Origin of the sequence: Halomonas sp. E19 (assembly GCF_052439355.1) — a bacterium.
GTDB lineage: Bacteria > Pseudomonadota > Gammaproteobacteria > Pseudomonadales > Halomonadaceae > Halomonas.
On sequence record NZ_JBNFWU010000001.1, the window covers coordinates 2,545,873 to 2,561,953 of the forward strand.

Below are 16,081 nucleotides of genomic sequence, written 5' to 3' on the forward strand. Positions count from 1 at the left end.
CGCGCCAGCCTCGGCACCACTCACCTGCAGGGGCGCTCTACGTCAAGCTGGCCGCCGATACCAACCTGCAGAGCCGCACCTACCTGGCCGGGCTGCTGCACAGCCGGCGCTGGCTGGCCCAGCTCGACCCGCAGCAGGCGCTGTGGCAGCCCAGCGGCGTACTGCAGCTCGCTCTGGACGACAAGGAACAGGCGCGCCAGGCTCGCTTCCTGGCCAACCACCCCTTACCCGAAAGCGTGGTGCGTGGGCTCGACGCCGAGACGGCCAGCGCCGTGGCCGGTGTCGATGTCGGCGCGCCGGCGCTGGACTACCCTGCGCCGCCTGGGTCAAGCCGATGGAGCTGTGCGTGCGCCTGGCGGCCACGCCGGGGGTGTGCTTCCGCCAGGCCGAGGTGACGGCGCTGGAGCCCGACGCATCGGGCTGGACCCTGGCGCTGGCCGACGGCGAACGCCTCGCGGCCGATCAGGTGGTGATCGCCGCCGCCGTCGAGGCGGCCCGGTTTGCCCAGTCCGAAGCGCTGCCGCTGCAGCCGGTGCGCGGTCAGATCAGCCAGCTGCGAGTGCCCGAAGGCGCTCCCAGGCTCGGCCGGGTGGTGTGCGCCGGCGGCTATGTGCCCCCAGCGGCGGACGGCGTGCTCAACTTCGGCGCCACTTTCGGGCCCAAGGAGACCGACATGGCGGAACGCGAGGCCGACCACGCCGCCAACCTGGCGGAGCTCGAGCGCGGCCTGCCCGCGCTGGTGGCGGGCCTGCGTGCCGCCGGGGCCGACCTTTCGCCGCAGCGGCTCACCGGGCGGGTCGGCGTGCGTGCCGCCAGCCCCGACAAGTCACCGTACTGCGGGCCGGTGCCCGACGCCGCGGCGTGGCGGCACGACTACGGCGTGCTGGCCAAGGATGCTTCGCGTGTGCCCGAGATCGCCGGACGCCACCATGCGGGACTGTGGATCAGCGCCGCCCACGGCTCGCGGGGGATGGCCAGCGCCCCGCTGTGCGCCGAGCTGATCGCCTCGCGGATCTGCGACGAGCCCCTGCCGCTGGAGTGGCCGCTGGTGGATCATCTCCACCCGGGGCGGCGCATCATTCGCGACTTGATCCGCGGACACTAGGGCGTTGCCGCGCCCGCCGGCGACTCAGTCACAGGCGTCATTGTGACGTGAGCCGCTCGGCCCGGCTGGCGGTGACGAAGCGCGGCGAAGGCCGGCCGAGGTGGTAGCCCTGGCCGTAGTCGATCCCCAGCTCGGCCACGGCGGCTAGCACCTCCTCGTCCTCGATGAACTCGGCGATGGTGCTGACACCCAGGCTCCCCGCCAGCGTGACGATGCTCTTGACGAAGGCCATGTACTTCTCATCTTGCAGCATGTTGCGGATGAACTCCCCTTCGATCTTGATCACGTCGATGGGGAACTGCTTGAGATAGCGGAACGAGGAGAAGCCTGAACCGAAGTCGTCGATGGCGAAATTGAAGCCTTCGAGCTTAAGGTCGAGCACGAACTTCTCGAGCAGGGTGAGGTTGCTGACGGTCTCGCGCTCGGTGAGCTCGAATACGATGCGGCTCGGCTTGATGCCGTAGTCGATGGCCAACTGGTGAATGTGAGCGATGAACTCACCGATGATCAGCGATTTGGGCGACAGGTTGATGAACAGCATGCCGTCGTAGCCCTGCTCGCGGATCTGGGCGAAGGCCTTCTCGATCAGCAGGTAGTCCATCTTGTGGATCACGCCGATGCTCTCGGCGATCTCGATGAACTCGCCGGCGGGGATGATGCGCTCGCCGATCTGGATGCGCATCAGCAGCTCGTGGATATGGACTTCACCCGTGTTGACGTCGGCAATGGGCTGGAAGTAGGGCACGATGCGCTGCTCTTCCAGCGCGCTGAGCACCATCTGGTTCTTCTCGCCTACCTCACGGAACACCGCCGCCACTTCCTCGTCGTCGGGCAGCGCCACGCAGTTCTTACCCTTGCGCTTGGCCTTGTACATCATGTTGTCGGCCATCAGGAAGAGGTCGTGGGAATTGGCGGCATGGTTGGGATAGCTGGCGATGCCCACCGAGGTGGTGGCGCGCACCGCCGTGCCATCCGGAGCAGTGAGCACCTGGCTGGTCAGGTTCTGGGCAATGCGCATGGCCACCGAGTAGGCCTGCTCCTCGCTGGTTTCCGGCAGGATGACGGTGAACTCGTCACCGCCGTAGCGCGCCAGGAAGTCACCGGGGCGCACCGAGTGCGCCAGGGTATTGGCCACGGCATGCAGGAACTGGTCGCCGAAGGCGTGGCCGTGACGGTCGTTGACGGACTTGAAGTTGTCCATGTCGAGCATCAGCAGGCTGAAGCGATCCTGGTGGCGCGACGCACGGGCCACCTCGTAGTGCAGCATGTCCTTGAAGACGCGCTGGTTATGCAGGTTGGTCAGCGGATCGCGGGTGGCGTAGAACTCAAGATCCTTGGTGTACTTGTAGATCGCCTTGACCGAGCCCACCAGGTTGAGCAGCGTCGACAGGATGCCGTCGATGACGATGTGGCGGATCGGGTCCTGCGCCAGGTCCGACTGCACGCCGATGCCAACGATACCGCCAATCTTCGGCGCCTCCAGCAGCAGCGACTTGGTCTGTAGGCGGATATCCTCGGCCGAGAGGTCGTGCATGGGCTGGCCATCCTCTGCCGCGCTGCAGACGCTGTGGTGCGTCACCTTGAGCACGGCGGCGGCCTGGCCGTTGTGGTGTCGCTCCAGCAGTTGGGTCAGCAGGTGGGCAAAGGTCTGCTGCGTCTGCGCCGTCACCTCGCGGTACCAGAATACCTCTAGCTCGTAGCCCTCCTCTTCGACCTGGAAGATCGTCACCAGGGTATGCGCCACGATGATGGTGTTGATATCGCCCAGCAGCTCCTTGATGAACTCGCGCCAGTCGCGCACCACGTCGGAAGTGATGATGAACTTGCTCAGCAGGCGGATCTCGAACTCGAGGATGTCCTTGTCCACCGCCACGTTGCGCAGCCGCCCCACCAGGGCATTGACCTGCTGCAGCGCATCGTTGAGTTCGATGAACGGCACATTGGCATCGGTCACGTCGAGCTGGCGGAAGTCCTCGATCGAATTCACTGCGGACATGCGCTGGCGAAAGAGCCCCAGAGTGCGCTGGATTCGATCGGAGAAGAGGGTCGAGATGGCCAGCGCCAGTAGCAGGACGAACACCGACGCCACCAGGAACATCGCCACATAGTTGAGACGCATCTCACGGCTGATGGGCGACAGGTCGTGCTGGAGGTCGATGATCCCCAGCACGTCGCCGGTGGCGGCATTCTGGTGGCAGGTCAGGCAGTCCGAGCGGGCCAGCAGCGGTATGACGCGGCGCACCTGGCCATCCTGGTTCCAGACCCGCGCCTCGCCCGAGGCGAAGGCCGCCTGGATGACGATATCCATGGCCGGCTGGTCGATCTCGCCGTAGCGTTCGGACACGCGCTCGCCGCGGTAGAAGGCGAACCGATAGCCGCTTCCGGCATAGAGCTGCTGGGTCTCCTCGATGAAGGCCTCCATCTGCTCTCGGGTCCAGCCCTGGCGCATGATCTGCAGCATGGCCGTGAAGCTCTGCCTGGCCAGGGTTTCCGAGGTCTGCTCGGCCTGGCGGGCCAGGATGTTCTCGTAGAGCAGGGTGGTCACCAGGGTCACCCCGGCGAAGACGGTCATCGAGGCCGAGATGATGGCGACCAGCACGAAGCCCTTGAGGGTTCGCATGCAGGAAAGCAAAGCGCGGGCATGGGTCAACATGACGTTCCCAATCACAAGACAGGAGGCGCCGAACCTCAACCCTGAGCTAACGGCAGAAGAATGCTGTTACATTCTCGACACATTGTCGTCGCCTGCCTTTGACCTGCATCAATATGTCCCGATGTTCCGCCGCGGCGGCACTCATCCTTAGTCGAGTCGGCCGCCTATCCTTCCTCTTCGTCGTCGGCCAGGTCGCGGCCGAAGGCGCGCCACTGGGCCAGCGTCATCACCTCGGTGGTCTCGGTCTGCAGGTCGTGGGCGATGAGCAGCTCGCCGCGCTCCAGCTGACGCTTGAGCTCGGCGACCCAGCCGCGCATGCCCTCGCCGGTGTCAGTGGTGTCGTAGCCCTGGCGGGTGACGAAGGCCTCCAGCAGGGCATCCAGCGTCTCGCCCGGCAGCATGCGGTAGGGCACTTCAATGAAACGGCCGCTCATGACGGCTCCCCTTCACTGTCCGGCGCGCCCTCGCCGCGCTCCCAGGCCGCCAGCCGTTCGAGGAAAGCGGCCTCGTCGAGCACTTCGACGCCCAGCTCCTGCGCCTTGGCCAGCTTGCTTCCGGCGGCCTCGCCTGCCACCACGCCGGTGGTCTTCTTGGAGACGCTGCCGGCCACCTTGGCCCCCAGCGCTTGCAGGCGCTCCTTGCCTTCGTCGCGGGTCATGCTCTCCAGGCTACCGGTGAGTACCCAGGTCTGCCCCGCCAGCGGCTGGGGCCGCTCGCCGATGGTTTCCTCGGCCCAGTTCACGCCCTGCTCGCGCAGGGCCTCGATGGTCTCGCGGTTATGCGGCTGACGGAAGAAAGTATGCACGTGAGCGGCCACCACCGGGCCAACGTCCGCTACCGCTTCGAGGTCGGCCTGCTCGGCCTCCATCAGCGCGTCCAGGGTGCCGAAGTGGCGGGCCAGGTTGGCCGCCGTGGCCTCGCCCACCTCACGAATGCCCAGAGCAAAAATGAAGCGCGGCAGCGTGGTGCTCTTGGCCTTCTCCAGCGCCGCCACCAGCTTCTCGGAGGACTTCTGCGCCATGCGCGGCAGCGTGGCCAGGCGTTCAGCATCGAGGCGGAACAGATCGGCAGGCGTCTTGACCCAATCGAGCTCGACCAGCTGGTCGATCAGCTTCTCCCCTAGGCCGTCGATGTCCATGGCCCGGCGCGAGGCGAAGTATTTGAGCGCCTCCTTGCGCTGAGCAGCGCAGTAGAGTCCGCCCGAGCAGCGCGCTACCGCCTCCCCTTCGAGGCGCTCGATTTCGGCGTCGCACACCGGACAGCGCTCGGGAAAAACGATCTCGCGCGCGTCGGCGGGCCGCCTCTCGGGCAGCACCCGCACCACCTGGGGAATGACGTCGCCGGCGCGGCGGATCACCACGCTGTCGCCGATCATGACATCGAGGCGGGCGATCTCGTCGGCGTTGTGCAGGCTGGCATTGGAGACGGTGACCCCGGCCACCGAGACCGGCTCGAGGCGCGCCACCGGGGTGATCGCGCCGGTGCGACCGACCTGGAACTCGACGTCGTTGAGCCGGGTGGTCGCCTCCTGGGCGGGGAACTTGAACGCAGTGGCCCAGCGCGGCGCCCGGGCGACGAAGCCCAGCTCGCGCTGCAGACGCAGGTCATCGACCTTGATCACCGCACCGTCGATGTCGTAGCCGAGGCCGTCGCGCCGCTCGCCCAGCCGCCGGCAGTAGTCGACGACGCCACGGCTGCCGGTGACCACCTCCAGCAGGGAGCTGGTACGAAAGCCGAAGGCCTTGAGGTGCGTCATCAGCTCGCTGTGGCTGGCATCACCCGGGTCCGGTTCGATCCGCGCCACCTGGTAGGCGCTGAACTCCAGCGGCCGCTTGGCCGTGATCTCGGGGTCGAGCTGGCGCAGGCTGCCCGCCGCGGCGTTGCGCGGATTGGCGAACACCTTGCCGTCCTCTTCCCGGGCGCGCTCGTTGAGCCGCTCGAAACCCGCATGGCTCATGATCACCTCGCCGCGCACTTCGAGCAGCTCGGGAGCGTCGCCACGCAGCTTGAGCGGATCGAGCGCAGCGTGCGCAGGTTGGAGGTGATGCCCTCGCCGGTGCGCCCGTCGCCCCGGGTCGCGCCGCTGATCAGCACGCCGCGCTCGTAGACCAGTGACACGGCGGCGCCGTCGAGCTTGGGCTCGCAGCAGAAGCGGATCGTCTCGGAGTCGATTTCCAGCCGCTCCGCCACCCGCTTGACGAAGGCTTCGAGCTCCTCTTCGTTCAAGGCGTTGTCCAGCGACAGCATGGGCACCGCGTGCTCGACCGCGGGGAAGCCGGCGTCCGGCGGCGCGCCCACCCGCTGGGTGGGGGAATCGGGCGTCACCAGCTCGGGATGGGCCTGCTCCAGCTCCTGCAGGCGGCGCAGCTTACGGTCGTACTCGGCGTCGGTAAGGTGCGGCTCGTCGAGCACGTAGTAGCGATAGTTGGCGTCATCGAGCTCGGCACGCAGCCGGGCGATCTCGTCGAGGGTGTCCTGGTCTGGCTGGTTCATGGATCGGCTAGGTCTCGTGTTGAATGGTGGCAGCCACTAACACGACAACCCCGTGATCGCTCACGGGGTTGTCGGGGCCGCCTTGCCTGCTTGTCGGCTTGGCGTCAGTTCACCTGATAGCGGTTGAGGCGGTTGCGCCGCTCGAACTCCTTCACTCTCTGGCGAGCAAACTCCACGGTCTGGGCCGTCATCACGCTGTGGTTCTCGTCCTTCAGCTCACCGCCGAGGTTGCGCACGATGACCATGGCGGTCTCAACCATGGCTTCGAACGCCGCGGCGGTATCCAGCGCGCCGGGCAGCGGCATCAGCAGAGTGATGCCCGGGGTACGGAACTCGTCCATCGCTTCGATCGGGAAGGTGCCCGGCTTGAGCACGTTGACCATCGAGAACTGCAGTTCGCTGTCGGGGTTCTCGGTCTCGAAGCGGTGGAAGATGCCCATCTCGCTGCTGTAGCGCAAGCCGCAGGCCAGCATCAGGTTGAGCAGCGCCCCGCCCGAGAAGCCCTCCTCGTCGCGCGACAGCACGCTGATGACGATGATCTCGTCGGCCTGGCTCAGCGTCTCGCGTGCCCGCTCGGCGTTGACGTTGTGGCGTAGCGCACGCGCCAGGGTCGGGTGGGCGCGTACCACGTCGTCGTCATCGTTGATGGCTTCAGGCAGCGGAGCGGCCGGCTCGCCGTAGGCGGCATGCTCGAACTCGGCGGAGCGCGGGCGCGACGGGGCGAACAGCGGATCATCGTCATCGGCAAGGTCGATGACCTCGGCTTCCAGGCGACGGCGCTCGGCATCCCGGGCGGCCTGGGCTTCGGCCTCTACGCGACGACGCTCGGCTTCACGGGCGGCCTTCTCGGCGCGCTCCTTCTCGCGGCGCGCCTTTTCCTCGCGCTTCTGCTCACGGCGCTTGGCCATGCGCTGCTGCATGGAGAGGCCGAAGCGCTGCACCGACTGGCCCATGCGGCGCGAGCTGCTCTTGATCGAGTCGCCCATGCCTTCGAGATCGACCAGGCGGTAGCGCTCGTCTTCATCGTGCAGCTCGTCGTGATCCTCGGGATCTGCCATCAGCGGCTCGTCCGCTGCCGCCAGGGTTGGTTCGTCGTCAAGGGCAGAAAGCACCGGCTCGCGCCGCTGGGTGCTGGCGGGCTGCGGCGACTCGGCCGTTGTAGCCGTGGTCTTGGTCGCAGCGGGTTCGGCGGCGGAGGTCGATGCCTGGCGTGCGGCAACAGCGTCGCGTTCGGCCGCAGCGCTTTGTATCTCGTCGCGTTCGATTTTTGCGCTTTCGACTTCGATCGGCTTGGTCGGAGGCGCAGCGTCATGCGAAGGGAGGTCGGCCAGGGTCGGCTCGCTGCGTTCGGTCTCGCGCTTGGCGGGTGCCGGATCGGTCGCGGGGCTCGGCTTTTCTACCGCCGCTGCAGACGCAGCGTCGGCCGGGGTTGCGGCACCCGACCGCAGCGCGGCGGCCACGGCGTCCGGCGCCGCCTTGACAGCTGCACCTGTCGATGCGTGTACGGCCGGCTTGCTGCGTGTCGCTGCCGCAGGCTCGGAATGCGTGACAGGCGAAGGGTCCGGCCTCTCCTTGAATTCGGCCAGCACGCGCGAAGGCCCAGGATGCTCCTGGCGCTCCAGCTTCGGCTTGGCCTTTACATCGTACTTGGCAGGGCTGACGACGCGTGCGCCGCCGTTAGGCAATTCCCAGTTGGGATCTCCTCGTCTTCGGCAGTGGCACCCTGTCCACTGAGGTGGTTGTTTTCCCCTACCTGGTCCAGGCGGGGCACTCGGCGCTGGCGTTTCAGGCGACGCACCCCATCAATGACGATGAGGGTCACCAGAGCCAGCCCCAGAATGATCAGCCATTCTCTAAGTTCCATGGGTCGTCTTGCCTATCACTAGGGCGCCATGCCGGTTGAATGTCCGTAAACAGCATAGCGCGATCGCCAAAAAAAGGGCCACTGTTTTTGTTTGTCAAGCCCCGGCATTCTCGCTTGAGAGTCAATCGACCCTGCGCCTTTCCCTGTCATCTTGCACTAGCCGTATGCAATTAGACTATGACGTGCATTCTGATATCGCGTTTGCCTGTGAGTTTCAAGGGTGTCAGGCCTCGGCTAGCGCTGCCGCCTCTTCGACACCTACCGCCACCAGCCGTGAAACGCCCGGTTCCTGCATCGTTACGCCCATTAATCTTTCGGCGGCCTCCATCGCAATTTTATTATGCGTAATGTAAATGAACTGAACCGTGTCCGACATATCCTTAACTAGTCTGGCATAGCGACCGACATTGGCATCATCCAACGGCGCATCGACTTCATCGAGCATGCAAAAAGGTGCCGGGTTGAGTTGGAAGATAGCAAAGACCAGCGATAGTGCCGTCAATGCCTTTTCGCCACCCGAGAGCAGGTGAATGGTGCTGTTCTTCTTGCCGGGCGGCCTGGCCATGATGGCCACACCCGTATCGAGCAAATCCTCCCCGGTCAGCGTCAACCATGCGGTTCCGCCGCCGAAGACCCGCGGGAAAAGCGCTTGCAGCCCTTGATTGACCCGCTCAAAGGTGTCGCGAAAACGGCTGCGCGTCTCCTGGTCGATGCGCCGGATCGCACGCTCGAGCGTCTCCAGCGCTTCGTTGAGTTCGGCCTGCTGGGCCTTGAGGTAGTCACGGCGCTCAGCCTGCTGGTCGTACTCCTCGATGGCGGCCAGGTTGATCGCTCCCAGCCGACGCACCCGCTCGCCCACCTCTTCTAGCCGCACCTGCCAGGCCGACTCGGTGGCGTTGGGGTCGAGCTCGGTCTCCAGCAGAGCGACCTGATGGCCAAGCTCGGTCAGCTGTTCATCCTGGGTCTCGGCCTTCAGCGCCAGTGCCTGCACCTGCAACCGCGCTTCTTGCAGCCGCTCGCGGATGCCTTCCAGGCTGCGCTCGTGGCCCTGCCGCGCCAGCTCGTCCTCGCGCAGCCGCTCGACCAGCTCCGCGGCGCGCGCCCTGGCCTCGTTGAGCGCACGCTCATCGCCCTCGCGCCGGTGCAGCAGCTCGTCGAGCCGCTCGCGCTGCTCCTCGTCGGGTTCGCGCAAGTGTTCGAGCGCCTCGGTCAGCTCCTCGCAGCGAGCCAGCAGGCGCGCGCGGGCATCACCGCTGCGACCCTGCTGTTCGGCCAGGCCGGCACGCTCGGTGGCGAGACGCTGGTGCTCCAGGGCCAACTGCTGCGCTTTTTCTTGCAGCGGGCGCTGGCGTCCGCGCAGTCCCGCCAGACGCTCACGGACAGCGCTGCGGGCGCGCTCAAGCCGTTCGCGCTGCTCCGCGCCCTCCTCCAGGCTCGCCATAGCCTGCTGCCAGCGCTCGCGGGCCTCCTCGATGGCCAGGCGTGTCTCCTCACGCGCCTCGTCGAGGCCCGCCAGCTCCTCGGCCAGCTCGCCGGCACGCCCCTGCAGGTGCTCCAGGCGACTGGCCAGGCCACCCTCCTGCGCCGCCAGCTGCTGCTGCTCGCCGGCCAGGCGTCGCTCCTCCTGGCGGATTGCCTCGAGGTCACGCTCGGCCTGCTCGGCGCGCTCCCGCTCGGCCTCGATGGCAAGCTCGCGTGCAGCCAGGCGCGCCTCGATCTCATCGAGTTCATCACGCGCCTCCGCGAGACGACGCCGGCTGACCAGCAGCGCATCCGGCCCGGCGCCCTGGCCGCGATGACGCACCCAGTCACGCCCTAGCCACAGGCCCTGCGGGGTGATCAGGCTCTCCCCTCGCCCAGTCGGTCACGCTCGGCCCAGGCCTGGTCGCTGCTGTCCACGCAGCGGATCGGCGCCAGCCAGGCCGCGGCGGCGCCGGCGCCGCGCACCTTAGCGGCCAGGCTAGCCGGGGCGAAGGCCGCCTCGGCCTGGGGCGACAGCGCGCCCAGCTCGGCGGGCGGTGCCTCGCTTGCCGCACGAAAAATTTCCGGGGCAGCCAGGCGGGCCTTGAGCCAGGGCGCCAGCACCCAGGAAACGCTGGCCTCCCAGCCGGGGTCGACGTCGAGCGACTCGCCCAGCCGCGGCAGCTCCTGCAGAACATGACCTGCCAGGTGCTCGCTCAGGGCGCCATCCGGATCGCCGAGCGCGGCCTGGACCAGCGCTTCGAGGGAAGCCAGCTCGCCCTGCAGCGCGCTGCGCCGGGCGCGCTCGGCCTCGCGCTCGCGCTCCTGTACGGCGGTGGCGTCACGGGCCGCCTCGCGAACGCCCTGAAGCGCCGCTCGGCGCGCTTCGACCTCTTCCTGGGCCAGGCCGAGCTCTTCCAGACGTGACGCGAGCTCATCGCGCCGGGCGGTAAGTTCCGCCAGGTCGGGAAGCTCTTGCTGCTGCTGGCGGCGCCGCTGGGCATCGGCCTCGAGCCGAGCCAGGCGACTCTCGAGTTCGCGCAGCCGGTCCTGGCTGCGCTCGGCCTCGCGGCTGGCCTCACGCCATTGCTCGCTGAAGCGCTCGAATGCCTCTTCGGCCTCTTCGGCCTCGGGCGCAGCCTCCTCCAGCATCGCCTCAAGCTCGGCGAGCTGTTCGGCCACCTCCTCCTGCTCCGGCACCAGGGTCACCAGGCGTTCGTCGAGCCGCAGCAGTCGGTCGTGGTCGTGTTCGCCCAGGCGGTCGAGCTCGGCCAGCTCCTGGCGGGCGCTTTCCAGGTCGCGGGCGAGCTGCCCTTCGCGGCTGCGGGCGTGCTCCAGGCTCTGCTCGAGGCGGGCGATGGCGCCGGTGGTCTCGAAGAAGCGTGCCTGACACGCCTCGAGCGTCTCGGCCAGGCTGTCGTGGTCGGCCCGCGCTTCTTCCAGCCGGGTCTCGCACTGGCGCAGTCCCAGCACCTCGCGCTCGACGGCGGTTTCCAGCTCGCGCACCCGCCGCTCCTCTTCGCCCTGGCGCACACGCAGGGCGCGGCCACGCAGCAGCGCCAGCTCGCCCTTGAGCCGATGCTCTTCTGCCTTGAGGGTCTGGTAGCGACGGGCGGCCTCCGCCTGGCGGCGCAGGCGCTCGAGCTGCTTGTCGAGTTCGTCGCGAATGTCCTCGAGTCGCTCGAGGTTCTCGCGGGTACGGCGCATGCGATTCTCGGTCTCGCGGCGGCGCTCCTTGTACTTGGAGATGCCGGCAGCCTCTTCGAGCGTGGCACGCAGCTCTTCGGGACGTGCCTCGATCAGGCGCGAGATCATGCCTTGGCCGATGATGGCGTAGGAGCGGGGCCGAGGCCAGTGCCGAGGAACAGGTCGGCGATATCGCGGCGGCGACACTTCTGGCCGTTGAAGAAGTAGCTGGACTGGCCGTCGCGGGAGACCTGGCGCTTGACCGCAAGCTCGGCGTACTGGGCATAGGGGCCGCCCATGGTGCCGTCGCTGTTGTCGAAGCGCAGCTCGATGGCAGCCTGCCCCACCGGCTTGCGCGCGGTGGAGCCGTTGAAGATGACATCCGTCATCGATTCGCCGCGCAGGGTCTTGGCCGAAGATTCGCCCATGACCCAGCGGACGGCGTCGATGATGTTGGATTTACCGCAGCCGTTGGGGCCGACGATGGCGGTCATGTTGCCATCGAACGGCACCGTGACGGGATCGACAAAGGACTTGAAGCCGCTCAGGCGAATCGAGGTCAGGCGCATCCCGGCTACTCGATGACGCGGTCGATCACGATCTCCACAGGTTCGCCTTCAACGTCGCCGACTGCCACCCCCTCCAGGTCGGTGAACATGTCGCCGACCTCCGGCGTGGTGCCCCCGCTCTTGGAGACGCGCACCAGCAGGCGGACTTCGCTCACCTGGGACAGGCTGGCATCGGCGGACATGGCGTGGCGGTCGTCGAGAATCAGCGTGGTCGGCAGGTCGCCCAGGGTGACCCGGGCCACCGCCAGCGGCGGCAGCTCGCCTGCCATGTCGCGGGCGACAATGAACACGCGGGTGTCGTCGTCCAGCAGCCCTTGCAGGCGCTCATCGAGGCTCACCTGCAGGTGCACGCCGGGGCCATGCGCCACCGGTTCCATCTGCTCGGGCGCCACGCCCAGCCGCTGCTGAGCGACGCGGATGCCTTCACGCAGCGCCTCGGCCGAGCCAGAGTCCGGCATGCCGGCAATGGCCCGACGCCAGTGGTCGATGGCCTGCTCGTAGTTTTCGTCATCGAATGCCAGCACGCCCAGCAACCCCATGATGGTCGGCTCGCTGGGGTTGTACGCCAGCGTTTCATCGACCAGGGCCTGGACCTCATCGGTCATGCTGCGGTCGGCCATGAAGAACTTGAGCTGCGCCTTCTGGGCCAGCAGCGTCGGCACCCGGCCTTCGATCGCGATCAGGTTTTCCAGGGCATTCAGCGCGGCCGGCCCCTGACCCGAATCACGATAGATCGGATAGAGCGTGGCCCAGATGTTGGGGTTGCCGGGCTGGCGCTGCGCCTCCTTCCAGGCGCTGCATCAGCATCGGCAGCGAGTCGCTGGTCTGGAAGACGTCGTAGAGGATCAGGTCGTCCTCGGCGCCGTGCTGCAGATACCACCCTACCGCACCGATCACCACCGCCAGGGCCACGATCGGCACCGCCAAACGGCCGGAGGCCGGCGAATGCAGGGGCCTGCGTACCTGGTCTTCGGCGTCCTCGAGCAGGCTACGATCGAGATCGAGACGATCTTCGGCGTAGCGCGCCTCGTCGATGTCACCGCGTTCCAGCGCGGCCTCCAGTGATGCCAGGCGCCGCTGGTAGATGGCCACGTTCTGCTCGGTGGACTTGTCGTTGGCTTCAAAATCGCGCTGGGCGTCGTGCACCAGGCGTGCGCGCCGCAGCGGTGCCACCAGCAGCCACAGGGCCGGAAGCAGCAGGAGGGCAAAGGCTACCCATAGCTCGATCATTCGGGTCTCCCGCGATTGATTAATGCATCCAGCCGAGCCCGCTCGTCGGCACTCAGCTCACGCGCCGAGGCATTGCGACGGGCCCGCACCACCAGCCCGACCAGCACGGCACCCGCCACCACCAGGCCGGCAGGCAGGCCCCACAGCAGGAAGGTGCGGCCTTCAAGGCGCGGGTTGTAGAGCACGTAGTTGCCGAAGCGCTCGACCATGTGGTCACGGATCTCCATGTCGGAGACACCTTCATGGAGCAGGAAGTAGACGCGGTCGCGCATGTCGCCCGAGACCGGCGCGTCGGAGTCGTTGATGGCCTGATTCTCGCAGGTGGGGCAGCGCAGCGAAGCCGTGAGGCTACGATAACGCTGTTCCAGCACCGGGTCGTCGAATTCACGCACTTCGATGGCGGCGGCCTGAACCGAGCTCGCCACCAGCATGGTCAGCAGGGCCAGCAAGGCCCAACGGATCACTGCCATTTCTGCACCTCCGGCAGGATGTGTTCACGTACGTCCTGGGCCGAGATATAGCCCGTATGGTGGTAGCGGATGATGCCTTCGCGATCCACCAGGAAGGTTTCGGGAGCGCCGAACACGCCCAGCTCGAAGCCGAGTTCGTTGTCGGGGTCGAAAATGTTGATCTCGAACGGGTTGCCGAACTCTTCGAGGAAGCCGAGCCCCTTATCGCGGGTATCCTTCCAGCTGATCCCGACCATGCGGATGCCGCGGCTTGCCAGATCCAGCAGCTGAGGCATCTCGCGCTTGCACTCCGGGCACCACTCGCCCCAGACATTGACCAGCGTCATCTCGCCGGTCTGCAGCAGGGAGCGGTCCACGCGGCGATCCGGGTCCTCCAGGGTCGGCAGGTCGAACTCCGGGAAGTCACGCGCCATCAGCGCCGACTCGCGATGGAAGGGGTTGAGCGACAGCCCCTGATACAAGAATACCGACAGCACCAGGAAGCCAAGCAGCGGCAATAGTAGCAGCAGGCGGCGATTCATGCGGTGGCCTCCTGCGGCTTGCCGTCACGGCTGCCGGCAAGGGCGGCTTCGCTCTCGGGGTCCGGTGCGGTGGCCAGGCGGCGATAGCGCTTGTCGGCCACGGCCAGCACGCCACCGGCTGCCATCAGCAGGGCACCCAGCCACAGCCAGCGCACAAACGGCTTGTACTGCACCCGCATCGCCCAGCTGCCGTCGCCGAGGTCTTCGCCCATGGCCACGTAGAGGTCACGGAGGAAACCGGGCCGCAATGCGACCTGAGTCATCGGCATGCCGCGGGCGATATAGAGGCGCTTCTCTGGGTTCATGGTGAAGCTGCGGTTCCTGCCATCGCGCTGCACCTCGATCACCGCCCGGTCGGCCAGGAAGTTAGGGCCGCGACGGCTGGTCAGCTCGGTCATGGTGAAGGTGTAGCCGGCCACGTTGACGCTGTCGCCGACACTCATGCGGACATTGCGTTCGATGTTGTAGTTCGACACGATCGCCACGCCGATGATGGTCACCGCCACGCCGAGGTGACCCAGCTGCATGCCCCAGTAGGCCAGCGACAGTTTCTTGAGCCCGGCGCCCAGTGAGCTGGCGTGGCGGGTCTTGTCGTAGAGGTCGCGGAACATGGGCAGCACGATCCACAGCGCGGCGATCAGGCCGATCGCCACCGCCGCGCTCCAGCGCTCGGCGAAGATCAGCGGAAGCGCCATGCCCAGCACCAGCGCCACCGCGGCAGCGAGCCACAGCCGCTGGATCAGCAGTTTACTGCTGGTGTCCTTCCAGCGCGCCACCGGCCCCAGGCCCATGAAGATGCACATGATCAGGGTCAGCGGCACGAACAGCGCATTGAAGTAGGGAGGACCCACGCTGATCTTGCCCAGGTCGAGGGCATCGAGCAGCAGCGGATAGACGGTGCCCATCAGCACGGTGACGGTCATAATCACCAGCATGATGTTGTTGATCAGCAGCAGCGCGTCACGCGACAGCCAGCCGAAGCTCACCTTGTGGCTGACTCGCGGCGCGCGCAGGGCAAAATCAGCAGCGACAGGCCCACGGTGATGCCAAGCAGCATCAGGATGAAGAAGCCGCGAGAGGGGTCGTTGGCGAAGGCGTGCACCGAGGTCAGCACGCCGGAACGCACCAGGAAGGTGCCCAGCAGCGACAGCGAGAAGGTGGTGATCGCCAGCAGCAGGGTCCAGCTCTTGAACGAGCCACGCTTCTCGGTCACCGCCAGCGAGTGCATCAGCGCGGTGCCGGTGAGCCACGGCAGCAGCGAGGCGTTCTCGACCGGATCCCAGAACCACCAGCCGCCCCAGCCCAGCTCGTAGTAGGCCCACCAGCTGCCCAGGGCGATACCCACCGTGAGGAAGGCCCACGCCAGGTTGGTCCAGGGCCGTGCCCAGCGCGCCCAGGCGGCATCCAGCCGACCACCGAGCAGCGCGGCGATGGCGAAGGCGAACACCACCGAGAAGCCCACGTAGCCCATGTAGAGCATGGGCGGATGTAGGATCAGGCCAATGTCTTGCAGCAGCGGGTTGAGGTCGGCGCCGTCCTGAGGCATCTGCGGCAGCAGGCGCTCGAAGGGGTTGGAGGTGACCAGGATGAATAGCAGGAAGCCGACGCATACCAGGCCCAGCACGCCCAGCACCCGGGCCACCATGTCCCGCGGCAGCTCGCGGGAATAGCGCGCGGCAAAGTAGCCCCACCCCGCCAGCATCAGGCTCCATAGCAGCACCGAGCCTTCATGGTTGCCCCACACGGCGCTGAACTTGTAGTACCAGGGCAGCATGGAGTTGGAATTATTGGCCACGTTGAGCACGCTGAAGTCGTCCAGCATGTAGCTGGCCGTCAACGCCGCGTAGGCGATGGCGACGAACAGGAACTGCCCGGCCGCCATGGGTCTTGCATAGGCCATCCACAGCGGCCGGCGCAGCGCGGCGCCGGCCAGCGGCAGCACCGACTGCGTCACGGCGAACAGCAGCGCAATTATCAGGGCGAAATGGCCGACCTCGGGGATCATCTGAATCAGCATGGAAGCTCCGGC

The 16,081-nt window shown here is 66.9% G+C and carries 7 protein-coding genes and 4 pseudogenes; 1 reads left to right on the forward strand and 10 read right to left on the reverse strand.

Annotated features, from left to right (window positions below):
* Positions 1-20: 20 nt before the first annotated feature.
* Positions 21-221 (reverse strand): hypothetical protein, encoded by a 201-nt coding sequence (locus tag ACUDAL_RS13345; protein WP_444679449.1) that lies wholly within the window; start codon positions 219-221, stop codon positions 21-23.
* Between ACUDAL_RS13345 and mnmC the strand changes: the two genes are divergently transcribed.
* On the forward strand, positions 143-1,105 hold the full coding sequence (gene mnmC, locus ACUDAL_RS13350; protein ID WP_444678462.1) for an FAD-dependent 5-carboxymethylaminomethyl-2-thiouridine(34) oxidoreductase MnmC: 963 nt from the start codon (positions 143-145) through the stop codon (positions 1,103-1,105). The genes ACUDAL_RS13345 and mnmC overlap by 79 nt on opposite strands.
* 37 nt (positions 1,106-1,142) lie before the next feature.
* On the opposite strand, the gene ACUDAL_RS13355 is transcribed toward mnmC, so the two are convergent.
* The 9 genes and pseudogenes from ACUDAL_RS13355 to ACUDAL_RS13395 form a co-directional block, all read right to left on the reverse strand.
* A complete protein-coding gene (locus tag ACUDAL_RS13355; protein ID WP_444678463.1) occupies positions 1,143-3,725 on the reverse strand; it encodes a putative bifunctional diguanylate cyclase/phosphodiesterase in 2,583 nt (860 codons plus the stop codon).
* Positions 3,726-3,922: 197 nt separating this feature from the next.
* Complete coding sequence (locus ACUDAL_RS13360) at positions 3,923-4,192, reverse strand: YheU family protein (protein ID WP_010630056.1); 270 nt, start codon at positions 4,190-4,192, stop codon at positions 3,923-3,925.
* A pseudogene (ligA, locus tag ACUDAL_RS13365) lies at positions 4,189-6,251 on the reverse strand (NAD-dependent DNA ligase LigA). The gene ACUDAL_RS13360 and the pseudogene ligA overlap by 4 nt, the downstream one beginning before the upstream one ends.
* A gap of 104 nt (positions 6,252-6,355) precedes the next feature.
* Positions 6,356-7,711 (reverse strand): cell division protein ZipA, encoded by a 1,356-nt coding sequence (gene zipA, locus ACUDAL_RS13370; RefSeq protein WP_444678464.1) that lies wholly within the window; start codon positions 7,709-7,711, stop codon positions 6,356-6,358.
* Between the two features lie 627 nt (positions 7,712-8,338).
* A pseudogene (smc, locus tag ACUDAL_RS13375) lies at positions 8,339-11,831 on the reverse strand (chromosome segregation protein SMC).
* 5 nt (positions 11,832-11,836) lie between these two features.
* A pseudogene (gene ccmI / locus ACUDAL_RS13380) lies at positions 11,837-13,061 on the reverse strand (c-type cytochrome biogenesis protein CcmI).
* Positions 13,058-13,531, reverse strand: a complete 474-nt coding sequence (locus ACUDAL_RS13385; protein WP_444678465.1) for a cytochrome c-type biogenesis protein — start codon at positions 13,529-13,531, stop codon at positions 13,058-13,060. Before ACUDAL_RS13385 ends, ccmI begins: the two are co-directional and overlap by 4 nt.
* Positions 13,522-14,052 (reverse strand): DsbE family thiol:disulfide interchange protein, encoded by a 531-nt coding sequence (locus ACUDAL_RS13390; protein WP_444678466.1) that lies wholly within the window; start codon positions 14,050-14,052, stop codon positions 13,522-13,524. Before ACUDAL_RS13390 ends, ACUDAL_RS13385 begins: the two co-directional genes overlap by 10 nt.
* A pseudogene (locus ACUDAL_RS13395) lies at positions 14,049-16,057 on the reverse strand (heme lyase CcmF/NrfE family subunit). The gene ACUDAL_RS13390 and the pseudogene ACUDAL_RS13395 overlap by 4 nt, the downstream one beginning before the upstream one ends.
* Positions 16,058-16,081: the final 24 nt, after the last annotated feature.